The sequence below is a fragment of the Colwellia sp. BRX8-4 genome (assembly GCF_014077345.1).
Lineage (GTDB): Bacteria > Pseudomonadota > Gammaproteobacteria > Enterobacterales > Alteromonadaceae > Colwellia_A.
Window position 1 is genome coordinate 1 of the sequence record NZ_JACGVS010000019.1, and the last position, 22,660, is coordinate 22,660.

The window sequence follows — 22,660 nt, forward strand, 5'->3', positions numbered from 1 at the left end:
TAATCGAAAGATTAGCGGTTTTTTGCTTTTTGATAGTTAGAAATTTTAAATAAGGGTTTATAGCACTAAACCTTGAGTAGAGTTCAAATCTCTATTTCACCGCCAAACAAAGAAAAACCGCTAATAGAAAGATTAGCGGTTTTTTGCTTTTTGATAGTTAGAAATTTTAAATAAGGTTTATAGCACTAAACCTTCGAGTAGAGTTCAAATCTCTATTTCACCGCCACATTGATACGAAGGTGGGCACCTCATTAGAGGTGCCCATTTTTGTTTTAGAAACAAATTCCGCAAGCTTGAATCTAGCTCCAATAACCTCTATTTTGTCTTTTCCGACTAAAATCTTGTCTATAACTTTTAGTAGTATTTGCTTAGAGTTTTCTTCATTAGAACGAACGAACACTTTAATTATTGCGTTTATAAAACAGGTTATTTGGGCGTTGCCAAACTTTCTAAGCGGAAGCTTTGATCTGGACTTAATTTCATCTATAGAATAATTAACATTCTGTAAAGCTGTCTTATTGTTGTTTAAGTTTCCTTTTAGTGTTTCATCTAATTCTAATATTTCTTCGGCTACCATGTCATACAGCTTGTTAATTTTAAGCTTTAGTGATGACTGTTTTTTATTTAGCTTTAACAAATTGGCTGCATCATGTTTTGTTACCTCTGATATTTTGTCTTTAATTTCGCCAATAATCTCTACAATCACTTTCTTGTTGAGAATATTTAAAAGTATTGAGTCGATAATTACTTTATCTATCTCCTCTTTTATAAAATATGGACACACACATTTCTTCTTGGCATGATTAGGACAGCCGTAATATGTATGTTTATTGACATCTCCGTTAGCTAACTTTTTGTTACTATAGCTTACTCTTAAGTTTGCACCGCAATACTGGCATTGCAGGATTCCTGTTAGCAACGTTTTTGATCTGATTCCTTTACTAAACTTATTAATAGCTACTTTATCTTTGGAGAACGGAAGTCGTTCAGAAGCTCCTTTTCTAACGGATAAAAATTGTTCCTCAGATATGATGGGTGGTATGTTTATAATAATGGGGGGATTTTCTTTCGCTCTCGTGATTCTTTTTGTACCCCAAACCCGCTTACCGTAATATAGAGTATTCTTCAAAATGTCAGATATTTTATTCTTATTCCATTCCTTACCTCTGTAACTAATGCCTTTGTTATTAAGATGCCTAGCCGTATTTTCAACCCCTAATGGTTTTCCATTGACACCTGTTTCAGCTAAATCAAAAATTTCTTTTACAACAACCGACTCTTCTGTGTTTCTAGCTAGCACCTTCTTTTCAATACTTGTATTTGGAATGGTTATTGGTACGGATGAATAACCATAGGGTACGGTCCCGCCAGTAAAGTAACCTTTATTAGCTGTATCATTTAGTCTATTCTGAACGACTTTAGAGTTCATTCTACTTTGTATCTCGTTGACCATATCGATAACTGTTTGAGAAATAAAAGCTGTATCTTCGTCCTCAGGCATTGGTTCAGTAACAGATAAAATCGGTATATCTTTATTTTGTAAACTTTTCTTAAAGCCTCCTGTGATTGAAGCATTGCGTGTAAACCTGGAATAGGAAAAGACGATTACAGCATTCGGTGAAACTATGCCCTCATTAATTTCATGCAGAATTAAATCTAGTATTGGTCTTTTACCTCTATAAGCTGAATTTCCTGGCTCATAATAAAATTTTTCTATTTCAAATCCGTTTTCTTTTGCCCACTTTAAAATATCTCTTTTTTGACCATCAAATGAGTCATTAGTTTTTGCTTGCATATCTGTTGATACACGTATCATCCCAATGGCTTTAAAAAGGGCTTTAAACATTGTTTTAACTGGCATAATATTTAACTCCTTTAATCTTGATTGGTTTGGCTAATATTTTTTGAACTTTTAAAAAGATTTGTTTTGATATAATTGGTTGATTTTTAGTTACAATAGGTTTCACATTTTTGTAACTAAAACCTCTAGTTTTACCCCAAACCCGTTCACCATGATAAAGAGTGTTCTTCAATATTGATGAAACAAATCTTTCAGTCCAACGTTTACTTCGGTATTTTCTATTTCTTTTGTTTAAGTAGTTAGAAATCTCTTTAATTTTAAAAGGGGTCCCATAAAGCCCTGATATGGCTAGTCTAAAAATTTCCTCAACTATCACTGATTCGCACGGATTTCTAATAAGCTCTTTTCTTCTCTCATTATTTTTCACAGGTGCTGTTTGGTATCCGAATGGTATTATCCCACCTGTAAAATAGCCTTTTCGAGCATTATCGTTCAACCAATTATGTACATTCTTGGAGTTTCTTTTACGCAGTAATTCATTAGACAGACCAATGAAGGCTTCTAAATAAAAAGCTGTACTAAGGGGATTAGAGAGTAATTCGTTAACCGAAATAAATTCGATATTCTTGTTGTTTAAAAAAATTTTTAGCTGTTCTATTGTTTCTAAATTACGTGATAATCTACTGTTTGAGGCAACAATCAAAGCATCTGGAGTAACTATGCGTTTTTCTATTTCCTCAATCATTAATTCTAGAAGAGGGCGTTTTCTTTTAAAAGCAGATCCCACATCACTGTAAAACTTTTCAATTTCTATATCGTTTTCTTTAGCCCAACTCAAAATATCTTTTTTCTGATTATACAAAGAATTTTCCTCGCTATCTTCCGTAGAGGTTGCTGTACGTAAGTATCCTATTGCTTTACTTAGTTTGCTGATTTTCATGGCCTTTCTCACTTTTATTTAAGTTGTCTTTAAGTAGTTCATTAGCGAACTCATTTATGATCAAAGGTAAATTTTGTATAACGGATTGTTTTAAGACTGTTTTAAAGTCTTTCCTTAATGACTCAACCGCTAACGACTTTTCAATAGGGTGAAAAGTAATTTGCTGCTTTTTTAATGTTTGTTCATTTTTAGGCTGTTTATCCATAATTTCCACCATTGACCATGTTGATACGAATTTAAGAACTACTATTAAGTAAAACTGAAAAACTGAATTTTTCAAGGGGTGAATTCTTAGTTAAAGTTTTGATATATATACGGTTAAATTAAATAAACTAGATGTATAAATATAACTAAATTAATGTTTTGTCGAAATATTAAAAGAAATGATGGACTTATAAATTTGAGCAAAAAAACCTTTATTTAATAAAGGTTATATTAAATGATGTTTTAATAACTTTTTGTGCGTGAGGATTTTTTTGTTATTCCAAAAAGTTCCAAAAATAAATTAAGTGCTTTATTTATATAGAAATTAATTAAGAATGGTGTTTTAAGACGTAGCAGTACGTATTTTTGAATTACTCAAAGGTGTTTTTCTAGCCAATTAGTTAAAAAGATCAGACAATTAACAACTTGCTTCTATATTTCTATTGCCAATTTGATACACTAAATTTCGCAAAAAATTGGATTCGTCAGCTTTTTAGTAACTATGACTGATTTATAGGAAATAGACTTAATAGATAAAATTAGTCGGTTATTTACTGGCTTCACTCTTTAGCATACTTACTCTGAGTACATATCAAATATTCAATTAGGGTGAGTAAATTGGACTTTTATCCGTCCAAAAAATGGAATTTAAATTTGGGATTGTTAATAAAAAGCCTAAAAGCTAATCATGGGGATTGTTTTCTTTTTAGGGATATAGAAGAGGGCATTACCTTTATTGTTGATTGTGGCTTAAAAATTACATATAAACATCAAATAATTAAGCATACAAAAGAAGCAAACTTTATAATATTAACCCATATAGATGAAGACCATATTTTGGGAGCAATACCATTACTTGAAGATGTGCCTAAAATATTTTCTCTTCAAAAAGCATACTTAAATTCATCTGACCAAATCCCTCTTACAGATTCACATGGAGACATATCTGTAAGGCAAGCTAAGACAGTCGATAAACTACTTAGCCAAAAACAAATCCCGGTATCTACGTTAATCCAAGGGCAAACATTAAACATAACTAAAGATTTATTTTTGGAAATTATTTCTCCAACCAAAAATGATTTAATAATGTTACATCAGCAGAAATTTCAACAAGGTAGTGCAGATAAAGATATAAAAATTTCTATTAATTCAGACGACCATGATGTTTCACATTTAATATCTAAAAAGGACGAATTTTTAAATATTAACTCTGATATTGTGAATGCTTGTTCAATTGCTTTTATCCTTCATTACAAGCAGAGAAAACTTTTATATTTATCAGACGCTCACCCAGAAGTTATCGCAAACCATTTGGAAAACTTAGGTCACTCAAGTAGTAATAAACTAGCCGTGGATTTAGTAAAACTATCCCATCATGGAAGTTCTAAAAGTATCTCAAATCGATTACTGAACCTTATTTCTTGTTCAAATTATTGGATAAGTACAAATGGTGGGAAAGCTAAAGCAAAACATCCAAGTCCTACCACATTGGCTAAAATAGCCGTTTTATGTGATCGCAATGGTTCAGAGTCAATTACGTTTTATTTCAACCACCCTATATCGGGAATAGAATCTCGAAATGGCAACCTTATGAGTTATGATGATAAAAAAAAATATAATGTAATATTTAGTGAAATCAGTGAGGTAGAGTGGCTATGAGCTGGATAAAAGAACTCCCAAAATTGACCGTCTTTATTCAAAAAAATAATGGAGAGCATATGGGGAGTGGTGTACTCATAAAAAATGAGAATAACTTTTATGTTCTAACTGCTGCACATGTTTTGTTTGGTGAAAGTAATCAATCTGAAAATGAATCTAACTTCAAGTTCATAAGTGAGGCTTATGGTGAGTTAACAGTAGATGCTAATTCCAAGTCTTTTTCAAGAAACGATAGTATTGATGCATTTGCAGTAAAAATTTGTAGTACTTGCATTCTAGAGTCTTACCCTCGTTTACTTTTTACTGCTGATCATGACTTCCCAGGTTTAAAATTTTGTTTTAGAGGAAAGGCAAAAAGTGATAGCGGAAATCCGTATACTGTATATAATTCCAGTATCAATGGTTTTGTTGGTGGTGTGATTCAAGTAAAAATACCACCTGAAGATTATACTGATTACAAAGGTGAAACGGGTAGTGAAGTGTTGCAGGGCTATTCAGGGAGTGGTTTGGTTATCAGTAATCACTCAGCTTTATTTTTAAGTGGAATAGTATGCTCTGTTAGTAATGATAACTTTTCAGGTGTTAATTGTGTCTGTATATCAGATGTAAAATCCAAGTTATTAAATGACTTAGATGTAATTGACTTAAAGAACACGGTTGACTTGGTACGATTAGATGTCAAAAATATAAGAACTGATTTATCCAAAGAAATAATAAGCCTTGCCAAAGAAACTAACAATATTGCTATTAAAAATTTAACAAGAAAAATGGATCTTTTTCTTCCCGGTTGGGATGAAGATGATTTAGAGAGCTTTGTTTCAGACATGTTGATTTGGGACGAACTTTATCAAACTAAAGTTGTAGGTAACCCAAAGTTTAAAGAGCTAATCGAAGATTCTAAATGTGAACTCTCTAGTGGAAATAAAAAATTCTTTGTTTCATCGGCTAAAGAAGGAAATGTTAAGTTTCATGAAATTCAAACGGAATTTAAGTCCATAGTCTCTAGTTTTTTTACTGAACACAAGCTTTGGGGTAAATACATAAGTACTGTGAGTAGTGGTGAAATTGCCAAGTATTTAGCTAATTGCAAATTAGATTTTAGAGATTAAATTATGGAAATTTTAATAGATAATGATTTGAGTGATTTACATCCTGACAACACATTTATAATTCATTTAGTGATTCTTTGCTGTGGATTGGAATATTGCTTAGGTTCATCTAAATCAATGACATTTAAAAAGCTTTCTTACATATTTGATAATGTTGTAAAGAAAAACCAAATGGCTTTTAAAGCATCTAATAGCATTGTAGCTTGGGATATAGAAGGCTACTTTCGTAAGTCTTTGATCATGGCAGAAGCTGGTGGCTATATAAAGTTTTTAAGTAAAGCAGGGGCTGTTACTCTTCAAATAGACGATAAAGGAAGACGTTTAATAACCATGGTAGAAGTAAATAAGCGGTTTGAGTCATATATTAGTTTAGTAAAAAGAAGCAAATATAAAGAGACAGATTTCAAATCCCCTAACATAGGATGTGACCTGAATGAATATTGATAAAGTAAGTGTAAGGATTTCTGCTCAAGGTGAGAGCGGAATAGAAAACTTTGGTTTTGAATTTAGTTTCAACAATAAGCTCAACTTACTAACAGGCGATAATTCAAGTGGTAAATCAACGGTTTTGTCATGCATATATTATGCTTTAGGTCTAGAACAACTTATAGGTAGTAAAGGTCCTAAAACTTTATCGCCAGCTTTACGAGATGAATTTAAATTCAATAATTTAAAATACAAAGTTATCTCCTCTGTATGCGAAATTATAATTACTGCTAATAACGGTAAAACATATAAGTTAACTCGTGAAATTAAAGATCCGAATAAAGGAAGCGATCTTTATAGTGAAATAATAATTGAGATCGAAAAAGATGTATTTTCAAAATATGTTCATGCAATTAGAGATCATGATGAACACGGATTTTATCGTTGGTTAGCAGAAGTTAACAATCTGGATATATTAGAACTTGAAAGATCGGATGGTTCTTTTTCTAAGTCTTTATACATGCAGAATGTATTTGCTTTATCTTTTATTGAGCAAACGAAAGGTTGGTCAGATTTTTTTTCAATGTTACCTAGCTTTGGAATTAAAGACGTAAAACAAAAGCTTGTAGAGTATTGCTTAAAATTAGGCTCATTAGAAAGCAGAATTAAATTAGATGAGCTATTACTGAAGAAAGAAGCTATTAAAAAACAGTGGAAATTAGTTGCTGAAAGAGCCGATTATAAGGCACAAGAATTAAATTTTTCAATCCCAAAACTTAATACAAGAACTGTAATCACAAAAAAACAAATTGAATCTGCAAAAATAATAATTCTATTGAACGGAAAAGAAAAAACGATAGACCTAATAATTAATGATATTGAAAACGAAATAAAAATAATTTCAACTAATATCGATAAGTCTATTCAAGGAGTGCCTGTACATAAAAACCTATTAGCCGATAAAGAGAAATTAATTTCGACAATAGTAGACTATGAAAAAGAACACATAAAAGTTCATGAACTAATGCAAGAAGAACTTACTAAACAAAATAGATACAAACAGTCTTTAGAAGGTATTGTTTCTGATTTACAAGACTTCCAGGACATTAAGAGAATCACTATTGATAGAACATGGGACAAAATAGAGAATGTTAACTGTCCTGTTTGCGAACAGATGATATCAGACAAGTCCTACAGTGAAATATCAGATGAAAAAGTGGTTAAAACTACTGAGTTTCTAAAATCTCAAAAAGAGCTTTATTCTGCGTATTTAAAAGCTTGTGAAGAGTCCATTGTAAAGTATAAATCTGCCTTAAGTTTTTACTCAAAAAAAGTACAAAGTAAGAAAGTAGAAGTTGATAGGTTATCAGGTGATATTAGCTCACCAACGGTATTAGGTATTAGGGCGGATTCACAAAAGCAGGCTGAGTTGGTAGTAAAGAAAATTGCTTTGGATGATTTTGTAAATAATTTCGAATCAGTTAAAAATGAACTAGTAGGACTAAGTGAATCGTATTTTTTCGTTGTTGGCGAAGAAAGTAGAATAAAAGAGTCATTACAGCAGGATGATAATGTTATATCTAGTTTTCAATCATTATTTGTCAGCTTATTAGAAAAGTTTGGTTATAAAAGTAATGGAACTGAAAAAATTAGAATTGAGAACAAAAATAGTTCACCTTTGATACCTAAGATACACCAATTTAAACAAGAGCCTCAAAGTATAAGATACATATCATCTGCTAGTGATTTTGTTAGATCAATTTGGGCCTACTACATAGCACTTCTACAGTTGGGTAAGAGGCATCCTGGCTTTTTAGTTCTTGATGAGCCAGGACAGCATCAAATGAGACTAGACAGTTTGATTCAGCTATTAAAGATTGCATCAAGCTCAAATAAACAAGTCATTATAGCGATCTCACAAGATAGAGAGTTTGATAAAAAAAGAGTGAATATCAATGAATTAGTCAATGGTTTGGATGTTAATGAGTTTAAATTACTTCACATTGATGATGGTGACGGGTGTGTAGTAAAAAGCAATAATAATATTTCAGGCAAGGGTCAAAGATAAATGATTTTCAGAAGCTATATTAATTCTGGTTTTTCTAAAGTATTGAAAACGAATGCTACTAGTATAGAAAAAACCAAGGAGGAAGTTAAATATTTAAAGCTTGGAACTGACAAAAATCCATATGACAATTCTTTTAATAAAAATCATATAGATAGAGTCTGTGGTTTTCCTAAACACTATATGGATTTAATGTTATGGCCGTGTAATGCTTTTGCAATATGCACTTCTTTTTTAGACATGAAAGGAGATTATAGGCAGTTAATTACTGGTGATGTTGCTAATGCATGGACGTTAGAAGATAAAGAATATGTTAATACTATTGGTAACAAGTGGTATGAGTTTATCTCTTCACCTTTATCTAAACTGGATTCATTATGCACTGAGGGACTTATCGAGTGTATTTGGAAAGTTTTTAAACATACAAACTTAATTAAAGATATTAATGTATTAAGAGAGGACTCAGAATTTAAAAAAAATCTTTTAATTCTATGTCTAGCTGCTGATAGATGTTTCCATGAAATTGATGTTTTATCAGCATTTGATAATACTATTGCGGGGAGAGCAGCAGAGTTTTTAAGTATAAGATATAGAAATCAGTTTTTTCAATTATCTATGACAGATAAGAGCTTTGGGGCCGTTCACTATAAAAGTAGTGTCTGCCAAAGTGGAATTTCACTTAACAGTATCAGCCAAAAACTGGCTTATATTGGACCCGAAATAAACTTAACCTATGTAGAAAAGTTGGTTCCCACATTAAATCATGCTAGAGATACATATAATATCCTTATTTTACCTTGGCCAAAGGTTATTCAAAGGGGGTGTTTTAAACCTGTTAATAACCAAAATATGCTTGAAATGACAAATGATTTTGGCTTTTTTGAATATGCCCCCATAGATGAAATTAATCCACAAGATGTTATTAATTGCTTTGAAAATTCAGTTCGAGAAATAGGTGATATTGACATCATTGTATTACCAGAATGTGCTGTTTCCAGTTTGGTTTCAAAATTGATTAAAGAAGTTCTTCATAAATATTGTATAGATAGTGAGATCCCATTTCCAACAGTCATAACTGGTATATATGAAAAAGGAAATAAAGATAAGTATGGTAAAAACAAATTGGAATTGTCATTTCTATCAGATAGTTATGGACCTGTTCCTGCTGAAGTAGAAACGGTATCCCAAAACAAGCACCATAGATGGTTTCTTGACCGTCCCCAAATATATAACTATAAATTGGGGAATACGTTGTCTCCTCGTTCAAAATGGTGGGAATATACGTCTGTAACAGATAGAACACTTATTAGTTACTATTGTCAGCAACATAAAATTCAAATTAGTCCTTTGATATGTGAAGACTTAGCACGTCAGGATCCTGTTGCACCTGTCGTTAGAGCTTTGGGACCTGATTTAATAGTGGCATTGTTACTAGATGGAGGACAAATAAAAAACCGTTGGCCGGGTCGTTATGCATCTTTTTTATCTGAAGATCCTGGTTCGAGTGTTTTAACGGTATCTCCTCTGGGTATGACTTTACGTTCTGATGGAACTGGCTACGCACCAAGTAGAAGTGTTGCCTTTTGGAGTGAAGAAGGATTTCACAAAGAGTTGGAGCTTGAAAAGGGAAAGGAAGGTATTATATTAACCTTAGAAAAATCCAAATCAAAGCAATGGACTGCTGATGGAAGAGATACAGATAAAATGAATTTAAAATACGCTGGTCATGTATGTATTTAGTTAAATTATTAGATTATGATATACTTTGCTATAAGAGCTTTGATTTTGGAGGATTATTATGAATAGTTCTGAACAAAAGCAGATTTATTTGTTAGGCCGAATGTTGTTTCGTGATGCTGCTCGTGTACAAAATTTAATTAATACCGAACAACTGAATGTTTCTTCAGAAGCTTCTGAGTTCGCTGAAACAGTTATAAGAGTTTCTCATGGTCATGCCAGTGCTCAAGATGTTCGTGCGATTTATGAGGAAAATTTCTCTAATAGAGCGCATAGTGAAGAATATAAAAAAGTAGCTGATATTCTAGAAGCTGTAGGTTAGAACCTTACTTATTCACGTTGTTTATAATTTCTTTATTTTCTGATTTTAACCATAAGATAACGTTATCTTATGGTTTAGGTTAGAAATCGATACGAATTTTACATCACTTCTCAGTTTCATTCAAAATAAACCTCTGTAGATGCATATAATGCTTTAGGCCTTAGTAGACATCAAACCAAAATAACTAAAATTAAATCAGTAATTGGATTTATGCAATATTCACTTAATACATATATGTTTTGGTGGGCGATTTATGGGAATATATAATGAAATTAGGTTGTTAGGTATGAATGTGAAGTGTATTTGTGAAAATTGTATTTTTAATCAAGTGTTAAAATCTAAATTACTTGAAAATACAACTACTGGTGACTGTTCATATTGCGGTGCTAAAAATAAAGTAATAATGGAATCTAAGGTGTTACTTGAGTTTGCTGGCAATAGATTATTAAATTCATTGTATTCCATCGAGGATGCAACAAGTTATGAATCAGGTATGTTTTGGGAAGGAACCGATGAAATACCATTTAATGAGATTATATATATAATTCAAGATATAAAAGTTGGCCATGAAGAATTTGAAGATGAAGTCGCTGACTATGTGTTTAGTAACTCAAGCTGTAAAACTGATCTTTTTGTCTTAGATGATGGTTTTCATGGTAACAACACATATCAAAGTAAATGGTCAGATTTTATTAATTCGACAGCTTATAAAAATCGATTTTTTAATGAGGATGCAAAGTTTTTTTTAGATGCACTTTTTGATCTGATAGTTGATGATACTAATATTAGGAATGAAGTGCTTACCGAAATTGATAGTTCGATTGAGCTTTATAGAGCAAGAATTGCAAACACTGAGACAGAGAGAAAAGATATTGTTAGTGATCCATCTTCAGAACTTGGTCCAGTTCCTGTATGGCTAGCTGGTGAGCAACGAATGACTCCTACGGGGATTTCTGCTTTTTATTGCTCTTTAGATAGAGACACATGTTTTAGTGAAATTAGGGCGGTTACAGGTGATCTAGTTATCTCAGGGGCATTTAGACCTACTTACAAGTTCGCTCTGTTAGACTTAGCCAAAATTCAAAACCTTAGACAGTTTAACTTAGATCCTTTTGAAGAGAATTATTCTGACTTTTCTAATAAGACTGTATTTATAAAAGATCTAATGTTTTTGATGTCTAAGCCTGCATCAAAAAATAGTTCATCCTCTTATCTGTCTACTCAAATTATCTTTGAATACCTTTCTGTAAAATTTGGGGATAAATTATCGGGGTTAATGTTTAATTCAATTCAAACTGATGGAAAAGGGAAAAATATCGCATTTTTTCCTTCGTGTTCAAATGTAAAAGTGTCATCACTGAATTCTGTAAATGTAGAGTCAGTTTCTGAGTTTTATTCAGACATGTTCAATTCCAAGTCTTATTTTTATTCCATAAATAAAAAAAATATTAAATCCAATAAAAATGTAAGTAACAATTCTAAATTGGAGTTTGTTGAAGGCAGTTTATTAGCTTCAAAGGTTAAGGGAGTAATTACAAAAACGGAAAGAATAGAAATAGAAATATCAATAGCTAAATGATAATAGAAGTTAAGTCTTGGATAACTCTAGGAATGGATTGATTTTGAACTGTTACGAATGAGAACGAGTATTTCTTAAATTAGAAACAGACTAGTGAAAACTAGTCTGTTCAATTACTTACTTATAAAGTCTTCTATTATGGCGTTAAAATCAACACCAACTCCCATAAGATTAGGCTTAAGTTGCACATAGCGGTTAAATTTACCTAGTGCAGTTTCTGCTTTTATAACTGATTTAACAGATGATTTTAATTCGTATAACTCTATTGTCAGTTCTTTAACGTAGTTAATAAACATAGGATCATTTGTTTGAATTGTTTTTATTTTATCTAGAGCAAGATTTATATCTTCATTATCTTTCGTATTTAATGCAAGGCGACATAAGGATATTGCTAAATCAAAGATGTTCGCTTTTGATAATTTTTGAATGTCGATGTTAGATAATAAGATTCTCGATTCATTATGCTTATTGTTTGCAGTAAGAGCACGAGCTAAAAATATTTCTGTAATACCCCTTTTATCAACAGATAAGGATTTTAAAAATGAGTCTTCTGCTTTAGATAATTCATTAGTACCTAAAAAACATTCTCCAAGCTGATGATGTAATTGACCTAAACCCGCTTCTGAGTATTCTTTGTTATTAATTTCTTTGAGTATTTTCTCTTTCGCTTTGTTAAGTAAATCGTAATTATCTGTTAAAAGACCAATGTGGGTGTACGCATCTGCCAATCGTATTCTTCCATATTGTGATTTATCTTTGTCTGGCAATTGTTCATATTTGTGAATGGCTTCTAAAATTATTTTCGATCCTTTTTTAAGATCATTTAGGAGGCAATACTGAATTCCTGCCATACAAGAATATTGAAGTTTTTCTGCTGGTGAAGATGTTATATCAACGACTTTATTTGCTGCCCCGATAAGTTCTACTTGATTTAAGTCGTTTTTGTATAGGTCTATATACAGAGTTAAAAAATCAGAATTTTTTAGGTCATTCCATTGGTATTTATCTGCGATTAATTTTGCTTTTTCGTCTTGTCCCTGACACAAAAATAAATAAGCACAATTGTGATAGTCAGCCTTTATTCTCCAGTTTTTATGTCGAATAGCATTTTCAATTGACTTAAGTACATTTGGAAACTCATGATTAATACCACAGTATTCATAACAATTCATAAGTAAACCTATCAATTCAGATAAGGCTTCTATATCAAGGTTCATTAACTCTTTTGCTGCACTAGGATTTTCTTTATAAAACCCTTCTGTGTGAGACAGATGAGCCAATCTATACCAAGTAATATGATTACGGGTTATTTTAAGGGCTTCATAATATTTACCAGCGTTAAATAAAACAGTCCCAATTTTTTTGCTTTTCAAATAAGTTTTTTTACAGCAATTTTTGAATTTTTTATTTGAGCCGCACAAACAAGGTTCATTACTAGCGGGTTCAAAATATTTTAAGCTAGACAAAGTAACTCCATTTATTATGATTTACGAAAATTTTAAGATTGATACTTATTAACCTATTAAGATTAATGCGCAAAACACATTCTAATAAAGTTAGGGTAGGCATTATTTATCCATTAAATCATAGTCCTAAAAGGAAGAAAAGTGTTTAATGATTTTTTGAAATTACTGTAAGATGTTAAGACTAAAATAAACTGCCTCGAAAGAAATCTTGATTGTTTTACTTACACTAAAGATGTTGTTAAACCATAAAGTAGTCAAACAAGGAAGGTATTAAATTGAACACAATAGTTAAAAAGTCAAAGACACTATTTCCTAAATCAAATTTTCCAATTCACCATACGTTTATTGAAGTGTTGTTTAGGTATTACTCTACAGATGCGACTGATGTAAGTTCTTCTGATATCGGAAAGCTTTCATTATTAATGGGTAAAGAGTTTATAAGCTTGCTTTATCTTGTTGAACACCTGGATGAAAATGACAACTCGAATGAGTTTTTTGGCCTTTGTCTAAAAATGAAAGTTAATGCCAAAAAGCTCAAATCGACAAATGGTGTAGAGCTTTTAACAGAAACACTTCCAGAGATAACTAAGGCTATCAATAGCTATTTAAAAGTTTTTGAACAAGAGGATTTGGCATTACAGCTAGAATCTGAAAGATTAAATGCTCTTAAGAAAGAGGAGCTAGCTAGTAGAGTTAAGGAAACGTTTAGGTTACAAGAAATCCAGTATTCAAAACAGTTTTGCGATTTTCCTGAGTTTGGCATAAACAAAATAAAAAAAGGCACTCACGCAGCTAAAATTTTAAAGCGTCTACAAAGTGGTGTTATTGTTGAGCAAGACTTTATCTGGCTTGATGAAAAAGGCTTTAATAATGAAGATGTCACTCAAGCATTTTATATAAATCGAGCTAAAAGTCACCTAACACAATGGAAAGAGAGCAATAAGCCTTGGAGCTTAGTTAATGCAATCGCAGACTACAGAAAAGGAAAGTCATCTCAGGAAGTGCTTGGGGTTGTTAAATCTAACTACCCATTTAAGTTTTCTAAAGGTAATAAGAAGTTAAACTCTGCCTTACTCACAACCTCAGGTGGTGTATATAGAGATTTGAATCAATATGAAGATTCTTTGAAATTAGGAAGTGAAGCCAACTTATTAACACCTTCTGATTTTAGGCCCTGTACTCTCATTGGTGCATCAAATATATTACTTGGCAATGTCAGTGAAGGATACGAATGGTATCAAAAAGCGATAGAGCGGGGCTTTAAGCCTGACAGCTACGATAATGAGCTTCGTTCAGTATATATGCGTTGTAGTAAACAAATTCAAAAAGATCTGAAAAGTGACTTATTAGGGAAGGGGTATAATTATTCTTGGCTGAAAAACTAAAATATTTCGTCAAAGAATAGCATTGAAAAACGCAACATATGTATCAAACGAATTTAAACTCTAACATATTGATTAGTATGGTAACTAACTCGGTTTGAATTAATTTAACGTATAATATCATTTAATATTTTCAATAATATTTACACTGCATATTCTACCTTGAAATCAATAGTTTACTTATTTAGTGCATTAAAGTTGCCATTTAATATAGTGTTAATTAAGTGCTTGATAAATATAGGTATCTACTGACTAGGTGCTTGAGTTTTTTTTAGTTTTGAACTATTCATTAGGTAATATCACCTTAATGAGTAATCAAAATGAAATTATATAAAAACCTACTACCACATGAAGCTTCGTTTGCGTTATGGCTTGAAGATAGTGCTCCTTACTTATTACCTCTTTGGGATTTTGAAGAAGGTAGATACATGCAAGAGCGTGTTGACGATTATTTGGGGGTTTGCTCTTCAGGACAAGCTGTGATGTGTAAATTTGCATTAGAGGTATGGACTGGTGGTAGAGGGAACTATGATTTTAATTTATTCAAAGCTATGCGTTATCTTGGGGATAAAGAGCTAAAAGTGATTAAGGATTGGGTAAATAATCCTTGGTGTTGTTAACTCAGTTACTAGTGCATTGTCGGCTTGCTTGAGTTACTGAGTGCAAAAATTTGTTCGGGACTAAATCCGCTCCTAAGAAGCTCAAAATCATCATAACTTATAGTAGATAATCTACCCTTGCCGATAACCTGGTAAATGCTTCCACTGTTGGTTGTGATGAGCTGATGGTATATTTTTATAACCTTTGAAGTAGATACATAATCGTCGGTTAGATAGCGGCAGCTCATATCTTCTACAACAAATCCCCATAAAACCTGACCAATACAGTGCTCATTATCAATTATTGAAACTAAAGACCAATCTTTAACTACTGTATTCATTGGGGGTCGCCTAATAATTGAACGGTAACCCATTTTAGGTTTATACGTTAGGTCAGTCCAATAACATTATGTTCCTACAAGGCTATTTATAGTGAATAAATAGTCTTTGTCAATCAACTGTGATATGTTCACTATGAAAGAGTGCGCTATCTATAACCAATTAATTTATAACAAATTAATTGGTTTTAACTGAAAGGTTTTAGAACTTTATTGATATCTTTATTGTTTAATTTAAAGGTGGATCAGTGGACGTTACAATTCATTTTTTCAATACCCAAATAGTGAAAAATTTTATAGTTATAAAACGAAATTAGAGTTTACTTCTATAGCTGAACTACATAAAAAAGCTAACGCGTCTTCAAAGCTAGATAAAGTATTACAAAAATTTGAATATACAATTGAGAATCAATTGTGTGAACATATTGCTGATGGCACAATCTGGTATAATCAAATGGATTAATTTTTCATAGTGAAATTTGATAATAATGGTCATACTCAAAGTTAATAACTACAAGCAAAGTGAATTTTCTACTTGTAGTTATGAGTTTGAATTTAGATAGGTATCATTAACCCTTTGTTTTTATAGAGTATGACCAGTGCCCATATTCGTCCCATTCTCCCCACCAAATAAAGAAAAACCGCTAATCGAAAGATTAGCGGTTTTTTGCTTTTTGATAGTTAGAAATTTTAAATAAAGGTTTATAGCACTAAACCTTCGAGTAGAGTTCAAATCCACTCTCACCGCCAAATAAAAAAAACCGCTAATCGAAAGATTAGCGGTTTTTTGCTTTTTGATAGTTAGAAATTATAAATAAGGTTTATAGCACTAAACCTTCGAGTAGAGTTCAAATCTCTTTCTCACCGCCAAACAAAGAAAAACCGCTAATCGAAAGATTAGCGGTTTTTTGCTTTTTGATAGTTAGAAATTTTAAATAAGGGTTTATAGCACTAAACCTTCGAGTAGAGTTAAAATCCACTCTCACCGCCAAATAAAGAAAAACCCATTACGAAAGTAACGGGCTTTTTGCTTTTTTTTCAATATCTTGTAATCTTCTTCAACACCCTAGCGTTAGAAATACAAATCAGCAAAAAGAGCAGTAGGATAAGCTTGTAAATCTGTTAATGATGAAACTAAAACTTCTGGTTCACAAGATGGTAGATCAACTCGTACTAATCTTAAATGTAGTGAACCGGTCGATATTTTATCTTTCCTACATCGACGAAGAGACTTTTCAGCACAAGGAAAATCAAAGATATTACTATATTTCCCACTTTCTAAAAACGCTTTAACAACATTAGAGCTTTTAACAATGCGCATGCAAAAATTAACACTTTTTAACCTATGATATTTATAAAACCAAACGACAGGATAACCTCTGTCATAAACGATTAAGTCGCCTTTTTGGGTTTTATTTAAATGCTTTATAGTGATATTGGGTATAGAAACGCTTCTTTTGTCTTACTACTACTTTATTGTAACGACTACATAGGGGCCAAAAATCTTTTATTAAGTACGTTAACGTACAGAGTAATTATAAATACAACGATAAGGTAACCTTTCCTTTGCCTTTACCAATAAGGCTGCTTTTTATTATTGATATTGGTTCAGCCAATATATAGGAGTTACCCATGTATGGATTCAGTGTGCAATTACAAATACCTTTCGATATCGCGTTTAGTACTGTTATTTACACACTAAATATGAATGGGAGATAAACATGTTATTTCGCCAATTTTTTGATTCTGAATCCAGCACTTATAGCTATCTGTTGGCTAGCGATAGTGGCCACGAAGCGTTACTAATCGACCCGGTAATAGATAAGGTGGATATGTACCTGAAACTAGTCGAACAACTCGATGTTCGATTAGTGCGAGCCATCGATACTCATACCCATGCGGATCACATCACCGGTCTTGGAAAGTTGCGAGAAAAGACCGGTTGCATCACGGTAATGGGCGAACAGACAGAAGCCGCCTGTATGTCTGAAACCATTCGGGAGGGCGAGCACATCCGGTTGGATGGTATTGATCTAGAAGCGTTGTACACACCTGGCCATACCGATGAGTCTTATAGCTTTTTGCTTCACAGCGAGCGTCCAGCAATATTCACCGGCGACGTGCTGCTGATTCGTAGCAGTGGCCGAACCGACTTTCAAGGTGGTGACGCTGGTCAAAGCTATGATTCTATTACTAAAAAAATATTTACGTTACCGGATTCAACGCTAGTATACCCGGCGCACGATTATAAGGGCTGGACCCGCAGCAGCGTTGCTGAGGAAAAGGCTCATAACCCGCGATTAGCCGGCAAGAGCCGTGCGGAATATATCGACATTATGAACAACCTGGATCTGCCTGATCCTAATATGATGGATGTGGCAGTTCCGGCGAACCTTGGCTGCGGTTTAGCTGCAGATGCATAGCGAACTAACAGTTTGAACATTAATTCACACTACAATCAGGAGAAATTTTTATGCTTACGTTTTTAACTGCACAACAAATGATCGATGAAGCCAAAAAAGTGGTTGACACCGTCGACCTTGAAAAGGTGATGGCTCTGCGTGGCAGCGGTGCGCTAGTGCTCGATGTTCGTGAACCCAATGAGTGGCAGGAAGGGCATCTGGAAGGTGCCGTCGCTATACCTCGTGGTGTATTGGAAATGAAAATTTCCGACGAAGAAAGCGATCACCAACGGCCTATAGTCACCTATTGTGCCAGCGGTGGACGTGCCGCGCTAGCCGCAGCAACGTTACGACAAATGGGCTACATTGCAGCTATTGCATCGGAAGCAGGCTTTGACGATTTGCAGGCTACCGGACTACCTTGCAATAAGCCGGACTAAATTTCCACACAAACATAGGCATGTGCCTGTGCGATAGCAACTCGGAGCACGCAGACGGGTCCCGCTTGCGTGGTCTCACGAAATGTCAACTGGAGAGAACAGAAATATGATGAACGATATGGGTATGGGATTGGCTATTGATCGGCTGGAAGACGATCCAAAGCCAGGTAACCATTGTCATCATCACTCACGAATAAGCCCTCGTGTTCAATAAAACCAGTCGCACGCTGGCTAATGCGATGAGTAAGAGTATTCAGTTCACTTTTTTCGTAAAAATTCAGTCGAGTTTAAAAAGACTTAGATTAAATTTATTTCTCCAAGGCAACTAGTTAATCTTTTGGATATCTGGCAGTTATTGGTAAAGCCGAACCGCCAGATCCCGTGATACGACGTTATGTCAGCATCATTGAATGAAACCAGGGATCAACTGTGAACCTTCTCCCATTGCTTGACCTGATCTTCGCCCCCAAAATCTATTCAACGGTAACCACTGAATTCATTTCCCGTCGAACTTTTCTTGTTCGCTCATAGATAACTTTTCGCATTCTGTTCATGGCGCCCAAAGGCTTATGCTCGGATAAACTGTTCCAAGGATTGAAAGCTAGGTTCTCGCAAAATGTATTTTGTGCATCTGTATCGAAGGTCTGTTTAGGAAAGTGGATACGCGCTACAACAGTAAAAGGTGCCTGCACTTCTTGCCATTCGATCATGGAATTTTCGACACTCATTTCGTCGTTTTCTCGAAGTTGAACCAGAAACTCCATGCAGCTTGCATTTTGGTCAAGGCTCGTCTTCATCGCCTCGCGAAGATAATCTGCACCGGCTTCCTCGGGAGCTTCATTTGTCGTGGCTGTACATGGGCGAACTGAGTATTTCACGGCTTTCCGCTGCTGTCCCATCCCAAGCTGGTAGGGAACTTCAGACCAATACCGTGTATGTAAAGGGTTGGCAATTTTTTTGCTAGTCAACTCGAGGCCAATAAGTGAACCTTGAAGTCCCAAATTAAAGGGTATTGCCAATTTATCCCAAAATCCGTCAGACGATAAATTTCGATGTACGGCCACATAGGTTTCAGGTTCTTTAACCGGAAAGACAGGGTGATTAATTAAGATAAAATCCTGCACTGTGCTTTTATCTGCTATGTGCCAGCCAGCCTCGGCTGGAGAAGAAAGCAGCTTTATTGCCATCCCCCTTGCGTCCCCTTTAATGTCCGGGCGATCAGGATCAGGATTTCCATTAGAAAAACGCACCCACGCGGAATAGGATTTACCTGCTTGGAATACACCTTGGCTTAATGATTTAGGTAAATCGTCTAGCACGTCAAACTCTGCGTTTAAACAGCCATGAGCTTTGGGGTGAACATCACGCCTGGCTTCTCCATTGGTATATCGATGGCGGATAATACCTTCAATGAGGTCAGCTGTTTCGTCGGCTAAAAGTGCCTCATGTGGATATAGTTTTTCCCCTAAAGCGGCATCTGCCTCGGGATAGATATTTTCAATAGTCGCAATTTCTTCAACGGAACGGTTCTGAGACTGATTTGCTGGTGAACTGCAACCAGCCAGTATGAGAAGAAATGATAGGAGTGGCGTCAACAGTTTCATATGAATGTTCCTTTAATAGCTTAACGAATAGGCAGGTAAAACGTGAATACTGAAAATTGAACAAAACGGATAGAAAGCACATTTTATTGTCAATCCTAGTCAATAATATTTAATCGGATTCCTCCTAGCACTTCTACTATACACCGTTTTATTCTACCTATACACACGCACTTATACGAGGTTAAAAATGAATAATAAAAAACAGAATCAGCGGCGCACTTAGTGATCGATGGGGTAATATTAAAGAGCGGTTTTGAGGCGCTTGTTTTAAATTCTAAATTATGTGAAAACAGTTGAGTAATAAATGAAAAATCGCCGATTTCCACCCCCTCAAGGATATAAAAGAGATGTAAATATGAGGAAATATGTATCGTTACTTTATAAAACGACATTTTATTTTACCTATAAACCACATCAGCTACGTCTGGTCCCGCTTGATTACTACAAGACCAATAACGTTGCACTCCTATGACTGCAAATATTTAACAAAGCTATTCCGTTTAGTAGTCACTTTGCATAACTATTTCTGTTTGGGAATATTCTTGATTAACTTAATGATAACGCGATTATCATTAAGTTTGGCTAAGTCGAGCAAATAGCTTTTTTCAAGTTCTTGCACCGGTATTTTTGATAATAATTCTTTTATCAACTCCTCTTAACCATTTACTATGGCAGTTTTCAAGATTACAAAATTCGCTATACTGTGTTCATTTTGAACAGTCATGTTAGAACCCGTTAGTTACGCCTTGTTAATTTTTCGTTTTAAAGTTATCGCTTACGATTAGCAATATAAATTTATCTGCTTTAATGCTGCGGTTTGGATCAGCTAGGGCTTAAACTGAAGCAATAACAAACAAGTCCATAAAGCGGTTTACTGCTTTGGACTCAAGCGCGGCTTGATCTTTACACAGCGTGAAAATAGTTTTGCATTGATGGTTCGGAAACCGCGTCGCTAAGTTCGCTTTGAACTTTTGCTCCAATAGCGGGATCCCTTCTTGGCGCCGGCGACGATGTCCCACAGGGTATTCCACTAGCACTTCTTCTGTGCTGCTGCCATCGTTGAAAAAAATTTGAATGGCGTTAGCGATAGCGCGTTTATCTGCTTCTAAATACTCTGCGGTAAAGCGTTTATCTTCGACAACCTCCATTTTATCGCGCAGTTCATCAATGATGGGATGTGCCTTGTGAAAGTCGTCTTCGTAATGTTCGGCGGTTAGCCCTCCAAACGCCAGCGGCACCGCAACCATATACTGCAAACAGTGGTCACGATCTGCAGCATTAGCAAGTGCACCTGTTTTAGAAATAATGCGAATGGCCGATTCGTGGGTTCGAATGACGATTTTCTTAATATCCGCTAAGCGATTTCTCACCTCAGGATGCAGGATAACCGAAGCTTCCGCGGCAGTTTGCGCATGGAACTCTGCGGGGAAAGAAATCTTAAACAAAATGTTTTCCATCACGTAAGAACCATACTCTTGAGAAAACGAAAACTGACGTTCAGCCTCTGGTTTAAGTGCTTGGTCTTTATTCGTCTTCGAAAAAGAGACGTCGTAAAAGCCCCACTGCGGAGCGGTTAATACGCTTGGAATACCCATTTCACCGCGCATCGACATGTCGGCCAAACGCACAGCTCTTGAGGTCGCGTCGCCCGCGGCCCAAGATTTACGAGAACCCGCATTGGGTGCGTGACGATAGGTGCGCAGCGCAGAGCCATCGACCCAAGCTTGCGAGACCGCCGCCATGATTTGTTCTCTATTGCCGCCCATCATTTTTGTGATAACTGCCGTTGAGGCGACTCGAACTAACAATACATGGCACAAACCAACGCGATTAAAAGAATTTTCTAGCGCTATTACACCTTGAATTTCATGCGCCATGATCATGGCTTCAAGCACTTCTCGCATGGTAAAAGGCTGTTCGCCCTTCGATAGTCTGACCTGAGATAAATGATCAGCCACTGCCAAAATACCGCCTAAATTATCCGATGGATGTCCCCATTCAGCGGCCAGCCAAGTGTCGTTATAATCGAGCCAGCGGATAATACAACCTATGTCCCAAGCGGCTTTAATCGGGTCGAGCGACAACGATGTTCCTGGCACTCGCGCGCCGTTAGGCACAAGGGTGCCTTGTACGATAGGACCAAGGTGTTTTGTACATTCAGGAAAGCGCAGCGCTAGCAATCCGCAACCGAGGGTGTCCATTAAACAGTTGCGCGCGGTATCGAGCGCTTCTTCGCTAGTGACTTCAAAATTCATGACATAATCTGCGATATCTTGGATGGCATGATCGTAATCGGGACGGTTGTTAATATCTGTATTACTATTCATTTCTTATCCTTATTCGTTTGATTTTTTAAGATGAGATGATAATTCGATACTTTTATCCTGGCGGATTTAATATGTATCGTCACTTTATAAAAAATGACGTTTTTCTTTTACCTATACTCTAAAGTCATTAAGGTGAAAAGTCGGTTTTGAAAAAACCATTTGGCCTACTGTTTGCGTGTGTGTCAAATGAGCGTGAGCCGCAGTTATTGAGCCGCGAGTAATACTCTTATAGTGTTCTGCCTATTTGCAAAGTCTCAGGC

The 22,660-nt window shown here is 34.8% G+C and carries 19 protein-coding genes; 11 read left to right on the forward strand and 8 right to left on the reverse strand.

What is annotated here, in order from left to right; genetic code table 11:
• Window positions 1–217 precede the first annotated feature (217 nt).
• Genes H4J56_RS14995 through H4J56_RS15005 form a run of 3 tightly spaced genes read right to left on the reverse strand, consistent with a single transcriptional unit; the run spans window position 218 to window position 2,946 of the window.
• The gene (locus H4J56_RS14995; RefSeq protein ID WP_182259542.1) at window positions 218–1,861 is read right to left on the reverse strand and encodes a recombinase family protein; all 1,644 of its coding nucleotides are present in this window, start codon (window positions 1,859–1,861) and stop codon (window positions 218–220) included.
• Window positions 1,851–2,741, reverse strand: a complete 891-nt coding sequence (locus H4J56_RS15000) for a recombinase family protein (protein WP_182259543.1) — start codon at window positions 2,739–2,741, stop codon at window positions 1,851–1,853. Before H4J56_RS15000 ends, H4J56_RS14995 begins: the two co-directional genes overlap by 11 nt.
• Window positions 2,719–2,946 carry a hypothetical protein gene (locus tag H4J56_RS15005; RefSeq protein WP_182259544.1) on the reverse strand — a complete coding sequence of 76 codons (228 nt, stop codon included), beginning with the start codon at window positions 2,944–2,946 and terminating at the stop codon, window positions 2,719–2,721. Before H4J56_RS15005 ends, H4J56_RS15000 begins: the two co-directional genes overlap by 23 nt.
• Window positions 2,947–3,599: 653 nt before the next feature.
• Between H4J56_RS15005 and H4J56_RS15010 the strand changes: the two genes are divergently transcribed.
• The 7 genes from H4J56_RS15010 (at window position 3,600) to H4J56_RS15040 (ending at window position 11,842) form a co-directional block, all read left to right on the forward strand.
• Window positions 3,600–4,604, forward strand: a complete 1,005-nt coding sequence (locus H4J56_RS15010; RefSeq protein WP_182259545.1) for a ComEC/Rec2 family competence protein — start codon at window positions 3,600–3,602, stop codon at window positions 4,602–4,604.
• Entirely contained in the window at window positions 4,601–5,713 is a 1,113-nt protein-coding gene (locus H4J56_RS15015) for a hypothetical protein (protein WP_182259546.1), read from the forward strand. The genes H4J56_RS15010 and H4J56_RS15015 overlap by 4 nt, the downstream gene beginning before the upstream one ends.
• A gap of 3 nt (window positions 5,714–5,716) precedes the next feature.
• Window positions 5,717–6,157 (forward strand): hypothetical protein, encoded by a 441-nt coding sequence (locus tag H4J56_RS15020; RefSeq protein ID WP_182259547.1) that lies wholly within the window; start codon window positions 5,717–5,719, stop codon window positions 6,155–6,157.
• Window positions 6,147–8,207, forward strand: a complete 2,061-nt coding sequence (locus H4J56_RS15025) for a hypothetical protein (protein WP_182259548.1) — start codon at window positions 6,147–6,149, stop codon at window positions 8,205–8,207. Before H4J56_RS15020 ends, H4J56_RS15025 begins: the two co-directional genes overlap by 11 nt.
• Window positions 8,208–9,944, forward strand: coding sequence for a hypothetical protein (locus H4J56_RS15030; RefSeq protein ID WP_182259549.1), 1,737 nt, complete (start codon window positions 8,208–8,210; stop codon window positions 9,942–9,944).
• Window positions 9,945–10,002: 58 nt separating this feature from the next.
• Window positions 10,003–10,263, forward strand: a complete 261-nt coding sequence (locus H4J56_RS15035) for a hypothetical protein (protein ID WP_182259550.1) — start codon at window positions 10,003–10,005, stop codon at window positions 10,261–10,263.
• A 253-nt stretch (window positions 10,264–10,516) separates the two neighbouring features.
• Window positions 10,517–11,842, forward strand: a complete 1,326-nt coding sequence (locus H4J56_RS15040) for an RES domain-containing protein (RefSeq protein ID WP_182259551.1) — start codon at window positions 10,517–10,519, stop codon at window positions 11,840–11,842.
• A 113-nt stretch (window positions 11,843–11,955) separates the two neighbouring features.
• Here H4J56_RS15040 and H4J56_RS15045 read toward each other — a convergent pair whose 3' ends face one another.
• Window positions 11,956–13,308: a lipopolysaccharide assembly protein LapB gene (locus H4J56_RS15045; RefSeq protein ID WP_182259552.1), complete on the reverse strand. Its 1,353-nt coding sequence runs from the start codon at window positions 13,306–13,308 to the stop codon at window positions 11,956–11,958.
• A gap of 275 nt (window positions 13,309–13,583) precedes the next feature.
• Here H4J56_RS15045 and H4J56_RS15050 point away from each other — a divergent pair, with 275 nt between their 5' ends.
• Both H4J56_RS15050 and H4J56_RS15055 read left to right on the forward strand, forming a co-directional pair.
• Window positions 13,584–14,693 (forward strand): hypothetical protein, encoded by a 1,110-nt coding sequence (locus H4J56_RS15050; protein WP_182259553.1) that lies wholly within the window; start codon window positions 13,584–13,586, stop codon window positions 14,691–14,693.
• 317 nt (window positions 14,694–15,010) lie between these two features.
• Window positions 15,011–15,310 (forward strand): hypothetical protein, encoded by a 300-nt coding sequence (locus H4J56_RS15055; protein ID WP_182259554.1) that lies wholly within the window; start codon window positions 15,011–15,013, stop codon window positions 15,308–15,310.
• Window positions 15,311–15,318: 8 nt separating this feature from the next.
• Here the strand turns inward: H4J56_RS15055 and H4J56_RS15060 are convergent, their stop codons facing one another.
• Together H4J56_RS15060 and H4J56_RS15065 are read right to left on the reverse strand one after the other, a co-directional pair.
• Window positions 15,319–15,630, reverse strand: a complete 312-nt coding sequence (locus H4J56_RS15060; RefSeq protein ID WP_182259555.1) for a hypothetical protein — start codon at window positions 15,628–15,630, stop codon at window positions 15,319–15,321.
• Window positions 15,631–16,699: 1,069 nt separating this feature from the next.
• Window positions 16,700–16,948, reverse strand: a complete 249-nt coding sequence (locus H4J56_RS15065) for a hypothetical protein (protein WP_259367771.1) — start codon at window positions 16,946–16,948, stop codon at window positions 16,700–16,702.
• Between the two features lie 400 nt (window positions 16,949–17,348).
• On the opposite strand from H4J56_RS15065, the gene H4J56_RS15070 reads away from it, so the two are divergent.
• Together H4J56_RS15070 and H4J56_RS15075 are read left to right on the forward strand one after the other, a co-directional pair.
• Window positions 17,349–18,050 (forward strand): MBL fold metallo-hydrolase, encoded by a 702-nt coding sequence (locus tag H4J56_RS15070; protein ID WP_182251988.1) that lies wholly within the window; start codon window positions 17,349–17,351, stop codon window positions 18,048–18,050.
• Between the two features lie 50 nt (window positions 18,051–18,100).
• Window positions 18,101–18,469, forward strand: a complete 369-nt coding sequence (locus H4J56_RS15075) for a rhodanese-like domain-containing protein (RefSeq protein ID WP_259367772.1) — start codon at window positions 18,101–18,103, stop codon at window positions 18,467–18,469.
• Window positions 18,470–18,942: 473 nt separating this feature from the next.
• Here H4J56_RS15075 and H4J56_RS15080 read toward each other — a convergent pair whose 3' ends face one another.
• The gene (locus H4J56_RS15080) at window positions 18,943–20,073 is read right to left on the reverse strand and encodes a catalase family protein (RefSeq protein ID WP_182217750.1); all 1,131 of its coding nucleotides are present in this window, start codon (window positions 20,071–20,073) and stop codon (window positions 18,943–18,945) included.
• A gap of 833 nt (window positions 20,074–20,906) precedes the next feature.
• On the reverse strand, window positions 20,907–22,400 hold the full coding sequence (gene prpD / locus H4J56_RS15085) for a 2-methylcitrate dehydratase (RefSeq protein ID WP_182259556.1): 1,494 nt from the start codon (window positions 22,398–22,400) through the stop codon (window positions 20,907–20,909).
• Window positions 22,401–22,660: the final 260 nt, after the last annotated feature.

Coding starts and splice junctions, on each gene's coding strand:
- H4J56_RS14995 (WP_182259542.1), bottom strand. CDS start 1,861: ATGCCAGTTAAAACAATGTTTAAAGCCCTTTTTAAAGCCATTGGGATG.
- H4J56_RS15000 (WP_182259543.1), bottom strand. CDS start 2,741: ATGAAAATCAGCAAACTAAGTAAAGCAATAGGATACTTACGTACAGCA.
- H4J56_RS15005 (WP_182259544.1), bottom strand. CDS start 2,946: ATGGATAAACAGCCTAAAAATGAACAAACATTAAAAAAGCAGCAAATT.
- H4J56_RS15015 (WP_182259546.1), top strand. CDS start 4,601: ATGAGCTGGATAAAAGAACTCCCAAAATTGACCGTCTTTATTCAAAAA.
- H4J56_RS15020 (WP_182259547.1), top strand. CDS start 5,717: ATGGAAATTTTAATAGATAATGATTTGAGTGATTTACATCCTGACAAC.
- H4J56_RS15025 (WP_182259548.1), top strand. CDS start 6,147: ATGAATATTGATAAAGTAAGTGTAAGGATTTCTGCTCAAGGTGAGAGC.
- H4J56_RS15030 (WP_182259549.1), top strand. CDS start 8,208: ATGATTTTCAGAAGCTATATTAATTCTGGTTTTTCTAAAGTATTGAAA.
- H4J56_RS15035 (WP_182259550.1), top strand. CDS start 10,003: ATGAATAGTTCTGAACAAAAGCAGATTTATTTGTTAGGCCGAATGTTG.
- H4J56_RS15040 (WP_182259551.1), top strand. CDS start 10,517: ATGGGAATATATAATGAAATTAGGTTGTTAGGTATGAATGTGAAGTGT.
- H4J56_RS15055 (WP_182259554.1), top strand. CDS start 15,011: ATGAAATTATATAAAAACCTACTACCACATGAAGCTTCGTTTGCGTTA.
- H4J56_RS15060 (WP_182259555.1), bottom strand. CDS start 15,630: ATGAATACAGTAGTTAAAGATTGGTCTTTAGTTTCAATAATTGATAAT.
- H4J56_RS15065 (WP_259367771.1), bottom strand. CDS start 16,948: ATGCGCATTGTTAAAAGCTCTAATGTTGTTAAAGCGTTTTTAGAAAGT.
- H4J56_RS15070 (WP_182251988.1), top strand. CDS start 17,349: ATGTTATTTCGCCAATTTTTTGATTCTGAATCCAGCACTTATAGCTAT.
- H4J56_RS15075 (WP_259367772.1), top strand. CDS start 18,101: ATGCTTACGTTTTTAACTGCACAACAAATGATCGATGAAGCCAAAAAA.
- H4J56_RS15080 (WP_182217750.1), bottom strand. CDS start 20,073: ATGAAACTGTTGACGCCACTCCTATCATTTCTTCTCATACTGGCTGGT.
- prpD (WP_182259556.1), bottom strand. CDS start 22,400: ATGAATAGTAATACAGATATTAACAACCGTCCCGATTACGATCATGCC.